The organism is Streptomyces sp. JLYT201 (genome assembly GCF_059448825.1).
Map to the genome: position 1 here is coordinate 8,695,205 of NZ_CM182551.1, position 18,440 is coordinate 8,713,644.

Genomic DNA, 18,440 nt, shown 5'->3' on the forward strand with positions numbered 1-18,440 from the left:
CGCGACCGGGCCACCGGCCGCACGTCGTGAGACGTCGTGTGTGAAGGAGGCACAGAGATGAACGACCAGGCCACCGTGGCTGCGTCAGCAGAGCCGGGCCGCACGCCGCTGTTGTCGGTGCCGACGGCACAGCACGTCGACATCACCCACATCTCCGGGCAGGCGTACGGGGTGTTCATCCGTGACCACGAGCTGACCGTCGACCAGCCCTTCGCGGCAGGCGGTGACGACGACGGGCCCACCCCCGTCGAACTCTTCGTCTCTTCGCTCGCCACCTGCGTCGCCTACTATGCTGGCCGGTTCCTTCAGCGCCACCACCTGCCGTACGAAAACCTCCGCGTGCGCTGCGAGTTCGACATGGCCGACGACCGGCCAGCCCGCGTCGCGGCCGTCCGCATGCGGATCGTGCTGCCCGCACGACTCACAACGACCGAGCGCAGGGCACTGCTGGCGGTGGTCGACCACTGCACGGTCCACAACACTCTGCGCCAGCTGCCCGACGTCAGCGTCGCCGTGGCCTGAGTCCGAGCTCGGGCGCTCGGGGCGGAAGGCCGACAGCCGGGGGAGGAGTGGCGCACGCTGCCGCAGTAGGCACGATCGTCAGCGCGCGTGGACTGACGGCGACGGCCCAGCGGTGTCTCCATCAGGCCTCGTTGGTCCTCCGGATGGGGCCAGGAGGCCCTTGCCGAGCTCGTCCGGCCCGCGCGACGCTGGAACCGGAACGTCAGCTTGCGGCCAGACCGGGCCCCGCGTGGGTCCGCGCGTCCGGCGCCGCACCTTGGAAACGCCAGGTACCGGAAAAGGAAAGGCGGAAGACCTCATGTACGGGTTCGGAATGCTGGTCCTTCTGGGCCTTGCTGTACTGGTCGTGGGAAACGTGGTGCACCGCTACCTGTCCGTGGCCCAGGAGTTCTGGGCGTTCGCGCTGACAGCGCTGGGGGTGGGTGTGGCCTGGCTCGCCGACTTCAGCCTCTTCGAGGCCTGGGGGCTCGACGTGCGCACCGGGGCCATCGGCACCACGCTCACCGGATTCCTCATCGCGGGAGCGGGTTACTTCTGGCACGAGGTACTGCGCTTCTTCGCCGGCCTCGCACGGAAGTTCACCGACGAGGCGAAGACCATCGAGAAGACCGAGCAGCTGCGGCGCGTCGCCTGAACCGGAGCTGGAGGACGGGGCGGGGGCCGGGGCGACGAGCCCCGGTCCTGCCCGAACGGTTCGTACCCAGAGTCAGGAGGGGAAGTGAGGCTGGCCATGGTGGAAGACGTGGCCAACGCGGGACTGGTCGTGGGCGTGGACGGCTCGGCCGCCGCGCTCGCCGCGCTGCGCTGGTCGGCGGAGAGGGCCCGGCTGCTGCACACGCGGGTGCTGGCGATTCACGCCTGGCTGCCCTGCGGCTCCCTGCGTGCGCCCTACGCGTCCGCACTCGAGCGGTCCACACCCGAGGAGGACCGTGCCCGTGCTGCGGCGACGCTGGAGGAGAACGTGGCCCGGCTGCTTCGCACGCACCCCGACGCCGACGTTGCGATGCTCCTGCACGAAGGTCCTGCCGCCGCGGTCCTGCTGAGGTTCGCCCAGGACGCGTTGTTCCTCGCTCTCGGCCGCAAACCCAGGACGGACGTCACCCAGCCCGCGCTCGGCGCGGTCGCCCGCGCCTGCGTGAGGCTGGCGCCATGTCCCGTGGTGACCGTGCCCGAGCCGCCGCCGGATGCCGAGGAGTCCGGACTTCCGTGGCTGCGGGACAACATGGCGGTCGGCTCGGGACGTGCCTGAACCCCACGGTTCCGCCTGGGTGCGGCGCCTGCTTCGTCCCGGCCCGTCGGAGGCACGTGCCACGGCGGGCCGGGATCGTCCGCATCCATACGCTTGATCCGTGCTGGGACAGGACCACTGACACAGAGCAGAGCCCTTCGGCCCCTCGCAGGTCGCACTCGCGCCTCCTACCGTCAGCAGAGACAAGGCCCCGCGGGTGCCGGAGGTGCGCCATGGCCGGTGAGCAGAGAGTCGTAGTGGATCTGGGCGACGCTGGCACGATGGTCGTCGTGGCGGAGACCATGGGCAGCACGCTGGTCGCCGACAGGAAGGTGGCCGGAAAGTTCGGCGAGATCACCTCCTCCATCGAGCGGGTGGGCCAGGACGTCCTCAAGGCCGCCCGTCGTGCCGGTCCGTCCAAAGCCGTGGTGGAACTGGGATTCGGCCTCGCCGTCGAGTCCGGTCAGCTGGTGGCGCTCCTCGGAAGGGGCCGGGGCGAGACCACCATCAAGGTGACCCTGGAATGGGAGCGTGACGGACGGGAGGCGCCCGATGTCTCTGCCTGATGCGACGATCAGTCGACTGAAGGACGTGCTGAAGAAGGCGACCGCCCGTGTCTACGCCGACGGAGAGTTTCGCGGGACGGCGTTCTACGTGGACACGCATCTCCTGCTCACCTGCGCACATGTGGTCGGCCGGGAAGCGGGGATCGAGATCCGGCCCGACGGCCGTGACCGCCGCGAAGCCCAAGTGGTCGAATGGGACGACGCCATCGACCTCGCGTTGCTGCGGGCGCAAGCCCGTGATGAACCCGCCGTACCTTGCGCGGTGCTGGACACGACGTTGCACGACGGCGAGTACTGGCTGGTCGGCTTCCCACGTGAGGAGGGGACGAGCCCGGGCTACGAGCCGCGCAAATTCACGGGGCACGGCCGCGAGGACCCACGAGGCGGGTACCAGATGCTGCAGCTCGGCGCCGGCGAGATCATCACGTGGGGGATGAGCGGCGGCCCCGCCCTCAGCACCGAAAGCGGCGCCGTGGTCGCGGTGACGCGCGCGAGTCGGAACACGGACGACGCTCTCGGCGGCAACGCGGTGCCGATCGGCTTGGCGGCCGCGAAGTTCGAGGAAGTCGCCCGTGTCCTTCAGGAGTCGACTCCGCAGATGGTGCCGTGGCGCGAGGCGCTCGGTCGCTCCGACTGGCAGCGCCTCGGCCGGTCCCGGACCGTCGACGCCCTCTTCGACCTGTGGATCAGCGGCAGCCGAAACTCCTGGCAGGTCTCCCTGGAGGAGCCGGGGCGCGGCCACGAGCTGACCGGCCGCGACCTCGGTGAGGGCGTCGCGGAAGCGCTGTTCCGATGGGTGCAGCGGCGACGAGTTCACTCCAACGAGGAGGTTGAACTGATCGGCCCACTGCTCGCGAGTGCCCTCTTCCCCAGCGAGGTGGCCCGGCGGTTCGAGCAGGTCCGGTCGGCCGACGACCTGCTGGTCCGGCTGCACTTGAAGAGCGGCTGCGACCTGGCCGACATTCCGTGGGAGCTCGCTGCTGCCCCTCGCGCACGAGAGCGGGCGCGGTTCCTGGCGGCCGAGGAGAAGTTCGGGTTCGTTCGGGTCCCGGACACGGATCGTGTGAACGGTGGCACGCCGTCGTCTGCCGCCCCTGCCCGCGTCGCCTCCGATGTCCGGGTGCTGGCTGCTGTCGCACAACCCAAGCACTGGCGCAACAGATACCCCGTGATCCTTCCCCGGCACCGGGGCCCGCCCTACAAATGGGTCGGCCTGACGGAGATGCGAGCCTCACTCCGGGAGAGCATCGAGCGTGCCGGATTCACCCCCGAACTCGACTTGCTGAACGCGCCGCCGCGGTGGAGCGTCGTCAAGGACGCGCTCAAGTCCGGAAGCTTCTCCGTGCTGCACTTCATGGGAGTGGGCCAGCGTGAGATCGACGGAACCCCCCTCATCGCCTTCGTCGACGACGACGGCAACGGAGAGGCGTGGCAGGACCCACGAGAGGTGATAGACACGGCAGCGGCCAGCGGGGTGCGTCTCGTGGTCCTGGAACTGCTGCTGCCTCCCATCGACTGCGATTTCGAGCCGCTGTCCCCCAGCGCGCTCGGCGAGATCATCACCCGGAGCGTGACCGCGGTGGTGCTCACACAGCTTCCGGTCCATCCCGTGCAGTGCCGCGCGTTCAACTCCTCCTGCTACGAGGCGCTGGGCCGTGGCGAGCGGATCGAGAGCGCCGTGCAGGCGGGCCGCAGGACCCTCAAGCTCGACCGGCCCGTCGAGGACGCGGCCGGCTTCGGCTGGTTCGCCCTCACCACCGGCTCCCAGTCGGACATGCGGCTGGTGAGCCAGGAGCCGCCTGATGCTACGAAGCCCGCTGTCCAGCCGCCCGTGGCGGAGCGGCCCGTGCGACACGAGCCTCACCCGAGGGAGCCCCTGGATGTCCTTCATCGCTGAGATGATCCGGCGCGCCGACGGACACATCCGCGAACGGTGCGGCGTGGACGCCGGGCTGAAGGAGGTGGCCGCCCGTGCGGACGGCATCGCGCACACGGACGGCAACGGGCAGGAGGCGATGTTACGACTGCTGGCCGAGCGACGCAGGGACATGGAGAAGGCCTCCGCGAGCCTGGACCAGCTCTCCGCTGATGTGCAGCACCGCCTCGCGGTCCTGCCGTTCCTCCCTGAAGGCTGGCCCGAGCAACGCGACCGGCTCCAGGGAGCGCTCGCCTCCGACGTGCGCACAGGCCGGGGCCACTGGCTGGGCTATTGGTTCACCGCCGCGAGCCGATGTCGCGTCGAGGCGATGGATCGGCTCCGCACCGGCGTTCCACCGCCCGTGGGTGTGCTGTTCACCCGACGTGTCTCCCTGGCCACCCGCGCTCTGGCCCGCAGCGACTGGGACCTGTGTCACGAGGTGCTCGAACTCGGCTGCCAGGACCTGGGCATCGGTCATGGGAAAGGCCTCGACGACGGTGTGCGGGACGACATCCGGCTGCTTCTGGCACGACTGGCCCTGCTGCACCACCTCCCCGACGAGTCCGACAAGGCTCTCAGCGGCTCCCAGTCGTCCAGCGCGGCCCACTTCGCCCTGCGGTCACGCACCGCACGCCTACGGGGCGCCACGGAGCAGTCCGACCGGCTGTTCAGAGAGGCCCGTGAGCTCGACCCTCGCGATCTTGACACCACCGTCGAAGCGATCACGCGAGCCCGGCAGAACGGCATGCCCGAACTCGCGCTCGACGAGGCGAGGACCGCGGCTGAGGCGTTCTCCTCACTCAGCGACGTCGAGGGGGACATCGACCGCCTCGTGGATATACCGGGCGAGTTGTACGTCGCGCTCGCCGAGCGCTTGCGTCGCGAGGGCAACCTGTCCTCTGCACTGCATCTCCTCGACCGTGCGGCCGAGGACCGCGACGACAAGACCATGGCCATGGTGCAGGAGCAGCGAGCCGACCTCCTCAGCTCGACTTCCGCGCGTCGCCGCGCCCTGCTGTGCGCGGGAAGGTGGCATCTGGGCGCGGGCCGTCTGGAACGCGCACGCCGGGACTTCGACGCTGCCGTCCGGAGCCGACCGGAGAGCCGGGAGGACGAGCGCACCCGGGCCATGGCGCAGATGCACCTGGCGGACATCGCCGCACGGACCGGGAGCCGCTGGCCCGCGCGGCAGCGCGCGGCACGCCTGGCGGACGCCCTGGCGAAGCTGCTCGACGCGCGTCAACAGGCGGGCGCCGCTGGGGGCGAGTCCTGGAACTACCTCACCGAGAGCCACCTGAGGGACCAACTCGCCGAGGCATCGGACGCCGACAGACAGCGTCAGGGGTGGTGCGCACTGCTCGCGGCGGCTCGTGCGGTGGCACTGGACCCCCAGTGGGCGCCGCCCTGGCAACAACTGGCCCACACCGCCCAGAAACTCCGCCTGTTCCGGCTCGGCGAGACCGCGGCCGGACGCAGTTACCGGATCAGCCAGGACCGACCGGCGGTAGCCCGCCGCGTCGAGGCGCTCGCCAACGTCGGCCGCTACGACGAAGCACTGGTGCTCCTGCACAACGCCCTGCACGACGACGATCTCCACGACTGGAGCAGGTGCGTGCGCGGCTACACGGCCCTGCAGGTCGGCAAACCGGACGAGGCGGTACGATACTTCGCCGCCGGGGCCATCGACCCCAGTTGGCACTGGGCCTGGCACCCCTACGTGGTCGCCTTGCTCCTCACCGGCGACACCGCCTCCGCACGCCATCAGTCGTGTTCCTTCCTGCAGGCCTCAGCGGGCATGCTGTCCCCACGGGAGCACCTCAAGGCGACTGCCTACGACGCCTGTGTCCAGGGCCGACCCGCCGACGCGGTGCGGCCGGCCCGGCTGCTCCGGGAGACGGATCTGCCGGGGGAGACCGAAGGCGCGATGGCGCTCGGGGTCACGCGGGCCCTGTTGGGCGACCCGGCGGCTTGGGACCTGCTCGCCACGGCGATCGAGACCGATCAGCAGCCGACAGCCGTCGACACATGGGAGCACTGCGTGCGCCCGCTCCTCATCGTCCTCGCCGACGCATGCGGCAGCGCGCTCAGCCTCAGTCGCACGGACGCGGCGGTGGAGCGCGCCCGGCTCCGCGGAGGAGACGCGCTGTCCGAACTGCGGAATGCGGCAGCACACCGCGTACCCTGCGAAGCAGGCCCCGCCGTCCGCCTCACGGAAGCCGTTCTGCGCTCCTCCGGTACACCCGAAGGATGGGACGAGCTGCTGGACACGCTCGCGACCGAGGACGGGCTGGCCGCCGAGGCGGAGTCACTCCGGCGTCACCGCTCCACTGACGAGGACACGGCGGACGCGCCTCAGCCCCCACCGCTCACGCTGCGGCTGCGGCTGCCCGGTTCGTGGTTCGCCGAGTACGACGACCCCGTCCGTCAGCACCCTTTGTTCACCAGGCACTTGCCCGCGCTGCGGAGCAGGGCCGACTGGGAAGTGCCCCCGGTGCAGGTGGAAGCGGGAGATGATCTGGAACCGGACGGCTACCAGATCCTCGCCGGTGGCGAACTGCTGGCAGAAGGCCACGTGGATCCGGAGCTGCGCTACTGCGCCGAGGAGGTGCTGGCACTGTTGCCCACGGTGCTCGACGACATGCCGACCGTGATCCGAACCGAACACGGTCCGGCTGTGCGCGCGGAAGCGATCGCGGCCATGGGCGGGCTGGCGGAACTGCTCACCGAGTCCGCCGACGAAGTGGTGGTGGACCACTTCGGCGACGTGGTGCGAGGGCACGGGTGACGCAGGGACTCCGAGCTGCTGGTGACGGAGTCACCAGGCCCGGAGCCCGTCTTCGGACGCAGAGGCACGCGACTCGGCCGCGTGCCAGTCGGCCTCCGGATCTCCGTCCACCCGCCCCCGCCGCAGCCACTCGTGGTAGGCGGCCACCTCAATGGCCTCCCGACGCACGTGGCCGGGGGCGAACACATCACCCACAGCGGCTGTCTGCTGTGTGTACTCCGCCTCAGCGGCGAACCAATCGGCCCACGCGTCGCCCATCGGTCTGCCCCTGTTCAGCCAGCGGAAGTAGGCGGTTTCAGCGACCCACCGGCGGTGCATCTCCAGGCTCTTGGCCACGTATTCGTCGGGCGTTCGGCCCTGCCGTCCGCCTGCCGTCCACAGGGCCTGAGAGAGCTCGTGCACATCGAAGGTCACCTGCATGCGTTCGTCCCCCTCCCCTCGGCTGCGGCCTCGGGACTTTCCACGGGCAGAAAGCCGCACGTTCAACGTCGCAGAGAGTGATGGCCGCGCCTATACGCTTTCGGGTCACGTCGGCCTGGTCCAGGGGCCGAAGAAGACCACGCTCGGCGGCTCGATCGCCTGTTCCGTGCTCGGCGCGCACCGTCACGCGTGCGGCACCACGACGACCGGGCAGGTGGCATGGTGCATGACCGCGTGCGTGACCGGCCCGGTGCGAGTGCCGATCCGTGGCCGACGCCGCCTGCGGCCCACAATGAGCAGACCGGCACCGCCGGCTTCCTTGGGCACCTCGTGCGCGGGGCGCCCCTCGGTCAGCGTCTCGCGGACGTAGACCGCGGGAAACTTCTCCCGCCAAGGCTCGATGGCCTCGGCCAAGGCGTGCTCCACGGCGGCGCGGACGCGGGCGCGTTCGTCCGCGTCCGGCAGACCGAGGCCGTGGGGGTGGTGCCAGGCATGGATCACGCGGAGCGGCGCCCTGCGATATTCCGCGGTGCGGAAACCGAACTCCAACAGTTCGTCGCTGGGGCGCGACAGATCGACGGCCAGGGCCACGTCTCGGTAGGGGGCTCGTGCGGAGGCTGAGCCCGTGCTGTCCGGGAGGCGTTCGTCGGTTTCGGAGCACCCCGCCCGGACGAGGGCGACCGGGCAGGAGGAGTGGGCCACGGTCGTCAGGGCGACGGAGCCGGCGAACACTCCGCTGACGCCGCTGTATCCCTGACTGCCGAGCACCAGCAGCTCCGCCTTCTCCATCTCGGCGCGAAGCGCCGGCTCCGGCGCCTTCCTGACCTGTTCCGCGGACACGTACAGCTCGGGGTGACGGGAGGTCAGGCGGTCGAGTGCGGCGCGCAGCACACGACGCGCCCAGTAGTGCGGGGCGCACAGCTCGCTGGGCGACGGGGACGCGGCCGACTCGGACGGTCCTTCCCAGGCGTGGACGACGCGCAGGGGCAGACCGCGCCGCAGGGCCTCTCTCGCGGCCCACTGCGCCGCGTCCGTGCTTTCCCGAGAACCGTCGACGCCGACGACGACGGGCTTGGGCATGGTGGCCACTTCATTCACCCGCTCTCGCTGGAGCACTGAGGGTCGTGCGGTGGGGGCGTGGGGTCCGGCCCGCCCCCGGGGCCGGGCGGGCCGAGCGGAGTCAGGAGCCCGGACGTGGCAGGGCTCGGTTCTCGCGTCCCTTCGCCCGCTGTCGCGGCGGCCCGTCCGTACCGCGCTGCCGCAGCCGGACCGCGAGAGCATCGAGTGTGGCACTGAGCGCCACGGTGGCCGCTACCGCGACGGTCAGAAGGACGACGAAAATCCTCCAGAATTCCGGCGTCAACGACGTGCCCATCACGCCCTCCGTTCGCCGTGCGTCCGTGTTCTCTTCCGTTTCCATCGCACCGCGTGGGGGCTGACGGCACAGGGTGCCGAAGGGCTCGAGCACGGTGCCGATCGGGCAGACCTGGTCGGCCCGAGGCTCTGATCCGCAGAGCCTGACCGCTTTCCCTCGTGGACCCGTAGAGATATGGACGCACTGGCACATGGGCCCGGCGCCCCTTCGAAACCGGGGCCGGTCGGCCCGTGAAGGGCCCCCACGGACCCTGCCGGCGCCTCACCACGGGGACGAGTATCGACACCGGGACGCCCGCGGACCCCCGTGGGCGGCGATGCCAGTCGATGCGGAGGCAAGTGATGACGACGGTTGCTCCGACGAACGCGGCAGCTCCCGTGACCGCGTGGCGCGGCTTCACGGGCCGGCGGTGGCGCGAGCGCGTCGACGTACGCGACTTCGTCCAGGCCAACTACACGCCGTACGAGGGCGACGCGGCCTTCCTGACCGGCCCCACGGGCCGCACCCGCGCGGTGTGGGAGAAGGTCAGTGCCCTGTTCCCCGAGGAGCGGCGCAAGGGAATCCTGGACGTCGACACGGCCACGCCCTCGACGATCACCTCACACGCTCCCGGCTACATCGACCGCGACCTGGAGCTCGTCGTAGGTCTGCAGACGGACGCCCCGCTGAAGCGAGCGATCATGCCGAACGGCGGCCTGCGCATGGTCGAGAACGGGCTGCGCGCCTACGGCCGCGAACCCGATCCGTTCGTGACGAAGGTCTTCGGCACCTACCGCAAGACCCACAACGACGGCGTCTTCGACGCCTACACACCCGACATGCGAGCGGCCCGCAAGGCCGGAATCATCACCGGCCTGCCGGACGCCTACGGCCGCGGCCGCATCATCGGTGACTACCGGCGCGTGGCCCTGTACGGCACCGACCGGCTGATCGCCGCCAAACGTGCCGAACGCGCCTTCCTGGACACCCGCCCCTCCACGGAACACGTGATCCGCGACCGCGAGGAGCTCGCCGAGCAGCTGCGGGCGCTGACGGAGCTCGCGGCCATGGCGGCCACGTACGGCTGTGACGTCACCCGCCCCGCCGTCACCGCGCACGAGGCGGTGCAGTGGCTGTACCTCGGCTACCTCGCCGCTGTGAAGGAGCAGAACGGCGCCGCGATGTCGTTGGGCCGCACCTCGACCTTCCTGGACGTCTACCTCCAGCGGGACCTGGACGAAGGAACCCTCGACGAGCGCCGCGCCCAGGAACTCGTCGACGACTTCGTGATCAAGCTGCGGATCGTACGGTTCCTGCGCACGCCCGAGTACGACGCCCTGTTCTCCGGCGACCCGACCTGGGTGACGGAGTCCATCGGCGGCATCGGTGTCGACGGCCGCCCACTGGTCACCCGCACCTCCTTCCGCTTCCTGCAGACCCTCTACAACCTCGGCCCCGCGCCCGAACCCAACCTCACCGTGCTGTGGTCGTCCCGACTGCCCACCGGCTTCAAGGAGTTCTGCGCCCGCGTGTCCATCGACACCAGTGCGGTGCAGTACGAGTCCGACGAGCTGACGCGGCCGCGCACAGGTGACGACACCGCGATCGCCTGCTGCGTGTCAGCGATGGCGGTGGGCCGGCAGATGCAGTTCTTCGGGGCACGCGTCAACCTCGCCAAGGCCCTGCTGTACGCGATCAACGGCGGTCGCGACGAGTTGACCGGTGAGCAGATCGCCCCCGAGGCGCCCGCGCTGCGCAGCGAGTACCTGGAGTACGCCAAGCTGCGGGCCGCGTACGACCGCATGCTCGACTGGCTGGCGCAGACCTATGTCGACGCGCTCAACGTCATCCACTACATGCACGACAAGTACGCCTACGAACGCATCGAGATGGCGCTCCACGACCATCCCGTGCACCGCTTCATGGCCTGCGGGATCGCCGGGCTCTCGGTGGCCGTCGACAGTCTGTCCGCCGTCAAGTACGCCCGGGTGAAGGTGATCCGGGACGCCACCGGGCTGGCCGTCGACTACGAGACGGAGGGCGAGTACCCGGCCTACGGCAACAACGACGACCGCGCCGACGCGATCGCCGTCGACCTCGTGGAGTCCTTCATGGCGAAGGTGCGCAAGCACCCCACCTACCGCGGAGCCGAGCACACCCAGTCCGTCCTGACCATCACCTCCAACGTGGTCTACGGCAAGCACACCGGCAACACCCCCGACGGACGCCGCGCCGGACAGCCCTTCGCGCCCGGCGCCAACCCGATGAACGGACGCGACCGGCACGGAGTGGCTGCCTCCGCGCTCTCCGTGGCGAAGATCCCCTACGAGCACGCGCGCGACGGCATCTCCCTGACCACCACGGTCACGCCCGAGGGCCTGGGCCACCACCCGGACGACCGGCCCGGCAACCTGGTCGGCATCCTCGACGCCTACACGGCCTCCGGCGGCTTCCACATGAACGTCAACGTCATGGACCGGGCCGTGCTCCAGGACGCCATGGACCACCCGGAGAAGTACCCCGAGCTGACCATCCGCGTCTCCGGCTACGCGGTCAACTTCGTCCGTCTGACCCGCGAGCAGCAGCTCGACGTGATCAGCCGCACCTTCCACGGAGCGCTGTGAGCACCGAGACCGACCAGGTGACGGGGCGCGTCCACTCCTGGGACCTGTCCACGGGGGTGGACGGCCCCGGCACCCGCTTCGTGCTCTTCGTCAGCGGATGCCCGCTGCGCTGCCTCTACTGCGCCAACCCTGACACCTGGCACCTGCGCGACGGGCGGCGGACCACCGTCGACGACGTCATGGCCCGGATCGACAGCTACCGGGCGTTCGTCACCGTCGCCGGGGGAGGGGTGACGCTCACCGGCGGCGAGCCCCTGCTCCAGCCCGCCTTCACCGCCTCGGTCCTGCGTCGCTGCAAGGAGGCCGGGCTGCACACCGCCCTGGACACCTCCGGCTTCCTCGGCGCCCGCGCCGACGACGCCCTGCTGGCCGCCACGGACCTGGTGCTCCTGGACATCAAGTCCTTCGACGCCGCGGTGTACCGTCGGCTCACCGGAGGCGAACTCGCTCCCACCCTCCGCTTCGCCACCCGCCTGGACCGCCTCGGCGTCCCGATGTGGATCCGCTACGTCCTGGTCCCCGGCTGGACCGACGACGAGGCCTGCGTGGACGGCCTGGGTGCCTTCCTGGCCGGCCTGGATCACGTCGACCGGGTGGACGTCCTTCCGTTCCACCATCTCGGGTCCCACAAGTACTCTGCCCTCGGCCTTCCGTTCCCCTTGCATGACGTGTCCGGGCCGGCTCCCGAACTCGTCGAGCGGGTACGCCACCAGTTCCGGAAGCACGGGCTGCGGGCGCACTGACTCCGCGCGAGTCAACGCTTCATCACGAACACCCCCGCATTGTCCCTTGCCGTCGACTCGTGCCGACTCGGTCGAGTTGACTGTCCGCAATCGCTGTGGAACGTGCCGTGAAGGGTTGGGTGAACTGCCATGGGACCTGTTGAGATCAACGGACTGCCCGCGCACGTGCTGTTGGTGCACGCCGTCGTGGTCCTCCTCCCGCTGACCTGCCTGCTGCTGGTCGGCGGAGCCGCGTGGCCGCCGTGGCTGCGGCGGATGGGCCTCGCACTCCCCCTGCTGGCTGCGGCCTCGCTGGCTCTCGTGCCCCTGACCACGCATGCGGGCGAGTGGCTGGAGGAACGGGTTCCCGAGGACCCGCTGGTGGAGCGGCACGCCGACCTCGGGGACACCCTGCTGCCGTGGGCGGTGGCCGTGTTCGTCGTGGCTGCCCTGTTGTGGTGGGCAGGGAGGACCTGGCTCCTGCCGACGGTCGGGGAGGGACGCGAAGGCCCTTCCGCTGCCCGGTACTTCGTCGCGGTACGCGTCGCGGCCGTCGTCGTCGCGCTCGTCGTGGCCGTCGGGTGCTGCGTGCAGGTGTACAGGATCGGCGAGTCCGGATCGAAGGCCGTTTGGCACGACAGCGTGTCCAGCACGTCCAGCTGACGGCCTGTGCCCGGCTACGGGCAGGACGCCGTGGTTGTCCCGTAGTAGGCCGCTCGCATGAGCCCTTGCATGTCGTCCAGCATCGGCATCCGCGGGTTCGCGGGCGCGCACTGGTCCTCGTAGGCGTTCAGGGCCTGTTGGGGCAGTGCGTCGAGGAAGGCCTGCTCGTCGACGCCGAGGGACTGGAAGGACGGTTCGATGCCCACGGCGTCGCGTAGCCGCTCCACCGCGTGAGCGAGCGACTCCACGCCCTCCTGCGGGGTGGCGGCGGGCAGGCCGAGGGCACGGGCGATGTCCTGGAAGCGCTCGGGGGCGCGGTAGTGCTCGTACTTGGGCCAGCCGGTGAGCTTCGCGGGGACCGTGCCGTTGTAGCGGATGACGTGCGGCAGCAGCACGGCGTTGGTGCGCCCGTGCGCGATGTGGAAGGTGGCGCCCAGCGTGTGCGACATCGCGTGGACGATGCCGAGGAAGGCGTTGCCGAACGCCATGCCCGCGATGGTGCCCGCGTTGTGCATCTTCTCCCTGGCCTCCGGCTGTCGGGCACGGTCGTTGACCGCGGCCTCGATGTGGTCGAAGACCATGCGGATCGCGTGCAGGGCCAGGCCGTCGGTGAAGTCGTTGGCGTACACGGACACGTACGCCTCGATGGCGTGGGTGAGCGCGTCGAAGCCGCTGTCCGCAGCCAGCGCGGAGGGAAGTTCGGTGGTCAGCAGCGGGTCGATGATGGCCACGCTGGGGGTGAGTGCGTAGTCGGCCAGGGGGTACTTCTTGCCGGTGGCCGGGTCGGAGATGACCGCGAAGGGGGTGACTTCGGCACCGGTGCCGGACGTCGTGGGGACGCACACCAGCCGGGCCCGTTCGCCGAGGACCGGGAAGCGGAAGGCGCGCTTGCGGATGTCGAAGAACTTGTGCCGCATGTCGGCGAAGGCGATGTCCTTGCCGTCGGCCTGCTGCTCGTACAGCAGCCACATCACCTTCGCCGCGTCCATGGGCGAGCCGCCGCCCAGCGCGATGATGGTGTCCGGGCGGAAGTCCCGCATGAGGCGCGCGCCGCGCTGGACGGAGTCGATGCTCGGCTCGGGCTCGACGTCGTCGATGACCTGGACGGTGACGGTCTGGGGGCGGCCGCGCAGGACGTGCCTGATCCGGTCGACGAAGCCGAGGCGGGTCATGGTCGCGTCGGTGACGACGGTGACGCGGTGGACGTCCGGCATGTCGGCGAGGTAGCGGATGGCCTGCGGCTCGAAGTAGATCTTCGGCGGGACCTTGAACCACTGGAGGTTGTTGCGGCGCGTGGTCAGGCGCTTGACGTTCAACAGCTGCCCGGCGGAGACGTTGTTGGACACCGAGGTGCTGCCCCATGAGCCGCAGCCGAGGGTGAGCGACGGCAGGAGGCTGTTGTAGACGCCGCCGATGGCGCCTTGCGAGGACGGGGCGTTGACGATGATCCGCACGGCTCGCAGGCGCCTGCCGTACGCCTCCGCGAGTTCCTGGTCCTCGGTGTGGATGACGGCGCTGTGCCCCTGGCCGTGGAAGGCGACCATGGCGGCGGCCAGGTCGAAGCCCTCCTGCTCGGATCCGGCCCGCAGGACGGTGAGCACCGGGCACAGCTTCTCGCGCGTCAGCGGCTCCTGAGGGCCGACCCCTTCGGCCTCGACCAGGATGAGCGAGGTGTCGGCGGGCACATTGAAGCCCGCCTGCTCGGCGATCCAGACCGGGCTCTGACCCACGGCCGCGGGGTTCACCTTGGGCGAGCAGCCCGTCCCCGCGGCCCCCGCGGGGAACAGGAACGCTTCCAGCTTCCTCTTCTCCTCGGCCGTGGCCAGGTGCGCGTGCAGGGTGCGGAACTCCGCCAGTGCCGCGTCGTGGACCGCGTCGTCCAGGATGACGGCCTGCTCTGAAGCGCAGATCATGCCGTTGTCGAACGCCTTCGACAGCACCAGGTCGTTGACGGCCCGGCGCAGCCGCGCGCTCTTGTGGACGTAGGCGGGTACGTTGCCCGCGCCCACGCCCAGAGCCGGCTTGCCCGCGGAGTAGGCGGCCTTGACCATGCTGTTGCCGCCGGTGGCCAGGATCAGTGCCACGTCTGGGTGGCGCATCAGCGCACCGGTCGCATCGAGCGACGGATCCTCGATCCACTGGACGCAGTGTTCCGGCGCACCCGCGGCGACCGCCGCGTCGCGCACGATCCGCGCCGCCTCGGCGCTGCACCGCTGGGCGGCGGGATGGAAGGCGAAGACGACGGGGTTGCGGGTCTTCAGGGCGAGGAGCGCCTTGAAGATCGTGGTGGAGGTGGGGTTCGTGACGGGGGTGATCGCACACACCACACCCACCGGTTCCGCGATCTCGACCATGCCCTCGGTGTCGTCACGGGAGATGACACCCACCGTCTTCATCGGGCCCATGCTGTGCGTGACGTGCTCGCAGGCGAACATGTTCTTGACGGCCTTGTCCTCGAAGACGCCGCGCCCGGTCTCCTCGACCGCGAGCCGCGCCAGCGCGGTGTGCTGGTCCAGGGCGGCGACGGAGGCCTTGTTGACGATGTGGTCGACCTGTTCCTGGGTGAGGTGCTCGTACGCGGTGAGGGCGGTGAGCCCGGCCGACACCAGTCGGTCGATCGTGGCAGCGGTGCCCGACGGCTCACCCGTGCCGGAAGCGGTCGCGGAGTCGGTGTGGAGAGTCATGAGAGGGGGCCTCCGTCGTCGAGGGCCGGGCCGCGGCGCGGCTGGCGAGAAAGGTGGGGCTCCGGGACGCCGGAGCCCCACCACCAGCAGCGTCGTTCATGTCCCGGGCCCGAGCCGATCCCCCCTTGGGCCACGAGTGATGGGCTGACGGCCCTGAGAGGAAGGGCCGATCGGCCCCGTGAGGGACGTCACCTGCTGTCGCTCGTGTCCGTACCGGCGAGCGCCGCCCGGCCCGCCTCCAGACGGGCCACCGGCACGCGGAACGGGGAGCAGGACACGTAGTCGAGCCCCGCCGCGTGGAAGAAGCCGACCGAGTCGGGGTCGCCGCCGTGCTCGCCGCAGACACCGATCTTCAGTCCGGGCCGGGCCGCCCGGCCCTCGGCGACGGCGATCCGGACCAGTCGGCCCACGCCCTCGCGGTCGATCGTCTCGAACGGGGAGACCTTGAAGATGCCCTTGTCGAGGTAGGCGGAGAAGAAGGCCGCCTCGACGTCGTCGCGGGAGAAGCCCCACGTGGTCTGGGTGAGGTCGTTCGTACCGAAGGAGAAGAACGCGGCCTCGCGGGCGATGCGCCCCGCGGTGAGCGCCGCCCGGGGAAGCTCGATCATGGTGCCGACCGGGCACGACACCGGGACGCCCGTGGCCGCCGAGATGTCGGCGAGCACCTGTTCCACTTCCTCGCGTACGAGGCGCAGTTCCTCGACCGTGTCGATGAGGGGGACCATGATCTCGGCCTGCGGGTCTCCTCCGGCCCGCTTGCGCTCCACGACCGCTTCGGCGACGGCCCGCACCTGCATGGCGACCAGGCCCGGAGCCACCAGACCGAGGCGTACGCCGCGCAGGCCGAGCATCGGGTTCTCCTCGTGCATGCGGTTCACGGCGTCGAGCAGTTCGGCGTCGTGTTCGCTGCATCCGTCACCGTGCGCCTCGGCGGCGGCGATGCGGACGGCGAGGTCGGTGCGGTCGGGCAGGAACTCGTGCAGCGGCGGATCGAGGAGGCGGATGGTGACCGGCAGGCCGTCCATGGCCTCCAGAATGCCGACGAAGTCCTGCCGCTGCAGCGGCAGCAGCGCGTCGAGGGCTCGCTCGCGGTCCTCCTCGGTACGGGCCAGGATCATCGCCTCCACGAGCCGTCGCCGGTCACCCAGGAACATGTGCTCGGTGCGGCACAGGCCGATCCCCTGCGCACCGAAGCGGCGGGCCCGCGCCGCGTCCTGAGGGGTGTCGGCGTTCGCCCGCACTTCCATGCGCCGGGCACCGTCGGCCCGCTCCAGGGCGCGGGCCACGGCGTCGACGAGCCCGGCGGAGCGCTCGCCCGTCTCGAAGTACCGCATGACCACGGAGTCGACGAGCGGGACCGCCCCGGCGTACACGGCCCCCGTGGAGCCGTCGACGGAGATGACGGTGCCCTCCTCGACGGTGACGCCGCTCACCGTGAAGCGACGCTCCAGCGGGTCCACGGCCAGTGCCTCGGCGCCGCACACGCAGACCTTGCCCATGCCGCGGGCGACGACGGCCGCGTGGCTGGTCTTGCCGCCGCGGCTGGTCACGACGGCCTGGGCCGCGACCATGCCCGGCAGGTCGTCCGGGGTGGTCTCCTGCCGCACCAGGACGACGTTCTCCCCCGTAGCGGCGCGGCGCACGGCTTCGGCGCAGTCGAAGACCGCCACGCCCACCGCGGCGCCGGGCGACGCCGGAAGGCCGTGCGCCAGCGCCTCACCGACGGCCGACGCGTCGAACCGCGGGAACATCAGCCGGGCCAGGCCTTCGCCGCCGACGCGGGCCAGCGCCTCGTCAGGAGTGATCAGCCCCTCGTCGACCAGTGCGGCGGCGATGGCGAACGCGGCCTCGGCGGTCCGCTTGCCGACCCGGGTCTGCAGCATCCACAGCGTGCCGCGCTCGATGGTGAACTCGATGTCGCACAGGTCCCGGTAGTGGGCCTCCAGGGCCGCCAGGTGCTGGCGCAGCTGCGCGTACGACGATGGGTCCAGGCGCTGGAGCGCGGTCAGGGGCACGGTGTTGCGGATGCCCGCGACGACGTCCTCGCCCTGAGCGTCGCACAGGTAGTCGCCGTACGGTCCGCTGCGCCCGGTGGCCGGGTCACGGGTGAAGGCGACGCCGCTGCCGGAGTCGGGGCCGAGGTTGCCGAAGACCATGCGCTGCACGTTGATCGCGGTGCCCAGGTCGTCGGCGATGCGTTCGCGGCGGCGGTAGAGGCGGGCCCGCTCGCCGTTCCAGGACGCGAAGACGGCACGGATCGAGCGGCGCAGCTGCTCGGCGGGGTCCTGGGGGAAGTCCTGACCCGTCCGTTCGCGGATGAGGTTCTTGTACGTCTCGACGAGCCGGGCGAGGTCGGAGGCGTCCAGGTGCAGGTCGTCCGGAGCGCCCCGGGACTTCTTCAGGTCGGCGAGGGCCTCCTCGAACGGGCCGGCGTCGACGCCCATCACCGTGCTGCCGAACATCTGGATGAGCCGGCGGTAGGAGTCGAAGGCGAAGCGCTCGCTCCCCGACACCTTGGCCAGGCCCCGCACGGAGTCGTCGGTGAGGCCGATGTCGAGGACGGTCTCCATCATGCCGGGCATGGAGAAGCGCGCCCCGGACCGCACGGAGAGCAGCAGCGGATCGTCCGCCTGCCCGAGCCGACGCCCGGCCTCCCGCTCCAGGGCGGTCAGGTGCGCGGCGATCTCGTCGTCCAGGCCGTCGGGCTCCACCCCGGTGGCGAGGTAGGCGCGGCAGGCCTCGGTGGTGACGGTGAAGCCGGGGGGCACGGGCAGGCCGAGCCGGGTCATCTCGGCCAGGTTGGCGCCCTTGCCGCCGAGCAGGTCGGCCATGTCGCGGGTGCCCTCGGTGAACGCGTACACGTACTTGACCATGGCGGTGTGCTTCCTTCCTCCGGGGGGGGCGGGGGAGTGGCGCTGGCGGACGGTCCGCCTGATGCCGCTCCAGCGTTCGAT

Annotated in this window: 13 protein-coding genes; 9 read left to right on the forward strand and 4 right to left on the reverse strand. The window is 70.7% G+C overall.

Annotated elements, in window-relative coordinates; genetic code table 11:
- Nucleotides 1-57: 57 nt before the first annotated feature.
- From AC5WAM_RS37070 to AC5WAM_RS37095, 6 genes are all read left to right on the forward strand, one after another.
- Complete coding sequence (locus AC5WAM_RS37070; protein WP_495520239.1) at nucleotides 58-522, forward strand: OsmC family protein; 465 nt, start codon at nucleotides 58-60, stop codon at nucleotides 520-522.
- Between the two features lie 298 nt (nucleotides 523-820).
- Nucleotides 821-1,156 carry a hypothetical protein gene (locus AC5WAM_RS37075; RefSeq protein ID WP_495520240.1) on the forward strand — a complete coding sequence of 112 codons (336 nt, stop codon included), beginning with the start codon at nucleotides 821-823 and terminating at the stop codon, nucleotides 1,154-1,156.
- Nucleotides 1,157-1,252: 96 nt separating this feature from the next.
- Nucleotides 1,253-1,771 (forward strand): universal stress protein, encoded by a 519-nt coding sequence (locus tag AC5WAM_RS37080; protein ID WP_495520241.1) that lies wholly within the window; start codon nucleotides 1,253-1,255, stop codon nucleotides 1,769-1,771.
- A 212-nt stretch (nucleotides 1,772-1,983) separates the two neighbouring features.
- Nucleotides 1,984-2,316 (forward strand): CU044_2847 family protein, encoded by a 333-nt coding sequence (locus AC5WAM_RS37085; protein WP_495520242.1) that lies wholly within the window; start codon nucleotides 1,984-1,986, stop codon nucleotides 2,314-2,316.
- On the forward strand, nucleotides 2,303-4,213 hold the full coding sequence (locus AC5WAM_RS37090; RefSeq protein ID WP_495520243.1) for a S1 family peptidase: 1,911 nt from the start codon (nucleotides 2,303-2,305) through the stop codon (nucleotides 4,211-4,213). Before AC5WAM_RS37085 ends, AC5WAM_RS37090 begins: the two co-directional genes overlap by 14 nt.
- Complete coding sequence (locus AC5WAM_RS37095) at nucleotides 4,197-7,019, forward strand: tetratricopeptide repeat protein (RefSeq protein ID WP_495520244.1); 2,823 nt, start codon at nucleotides 4,197-4,199, stop codon at nucleotides 7,017-7,019. The genes AC5WAM_RS37090 and AC5WAM_RS37095 overlap by 17 nt, the downstream gene beginning before the upstream one ends.
- Nucleotides 7,020-7,049: 30 nt before the next feature.
- Here AC5WAM_RS37095 and AC5WAM_RS37100 read toward each other — a convergent pair whose 3' ends face one another.
- Nucleotides 7,050-7,439, reverse strand: coding sequence for a DUF2934 domain-containing protein (locus AC5WAM_RS37100; protein WP_495520245.1), 390 nt, complete (start codon nucleotides 7,437-7,439; stop codon nucleotides 7,050-7,052).
- 183 nt (nucleotides 7,440-7,622) lie between these two features.
- On the reverse strand, nucleotides 7,623-8,519 hold the full coding sequence (locus AC5WAM_RS37105) for a universal stress protein (RefSeq protein WP_495520246.1): 897 nt from the start codon (nucleotides 8,517-8,519) through the stop codon (nucleotides 7,623-7,625).
- 636 nt (nucleotides 8,520-9,155) lie between these two features.
- On the opposite strand from AC5WAM_RS37105, the gene pflB reads away from it, so the two are divergent.
- The 3 genes from pflB (at nucleotide 9,156) to AC5WAM_RS37120 (ending at nucleotide 12,802) form a co-directional block, all read left to right on the forward strand.
- On the forward strand, nucleotides 9,156-11,417 hold the full coding sequence (pflB, locus tag AC5WAM_RS37110) for a formate C-acetyltransferase (protein WP_495520247.1): 2,262 nt from the start codon (nucleotides 9,156-9,158) through the stop codon (nucleotides 11,415-11,417).
- Complete coding sequence (gene pflA, locus AC5WAM_RS37115; RefSeq protein WP_495520248.1) at nucleotides 11,414-12,160, forward strand: pyruvate formate-lyase-activating protein; 747 nt, start codon at nucleotides 11,414-11,416, stop codon at nucleotides 12,158-12,160. The genes pflB and pflA overlap by 4 nt, the downstream gene beginning before the upstream one ends.
- 129 nt (nucleotides 12,161-12,289) lie before the next feature.
- The gene (locus AC5WAM_RS37120; RefSeq protein WP_495520249.1) at nucleotides 12,290-12,802 is read left to right on the forward strand and encodes a DUF2231 domain-containing protein; all 513 of its coding nucleotides are present in this window, start codon (nucleotides 12,290-12,292) and stop codon (nucleotides 12,800-12,802) included.
- Between the two features lie 14 nt (nucleotides 12,803-12,816).
- Here AC5WAM_RS37120 and adhE read toward each other — a convergent pair whose 3' ends face one another.
- Complete coding sequence (gene adhE, locus AC5WAM_RS37125; protein WP_495520250.1) at nucleotides 12,817-15,486, reverse strand: bifunctional acetaldehyde-CoA/alcohol dehydrogenase; 2,670 nt, start codon at nucleotides 15,484-15,486, stop codon at nucleotides 12,817-12,819.
- A 188-nt stretch (nucleotides 15,487-15,674) separates the two neighbouring features.
- Nucleotides 15,675-18,359 carry a pyruvate, phosphate dikinase gene (gene ppdK, locus AC5WAM_RS37130; RefSeq protein ID WP_495520251.1) on the reverse strand — a complete coding sequence of 895 codons (2,685 nt, stop codon included), beginning with the start codon at nucleotides 18,357-18,359 and terminating at the stop codon, nucleotides 15,675-15,677.
- Between the last annotated feature and the right edge of the window lie 81 nt (nucleotides 18,360-18,440).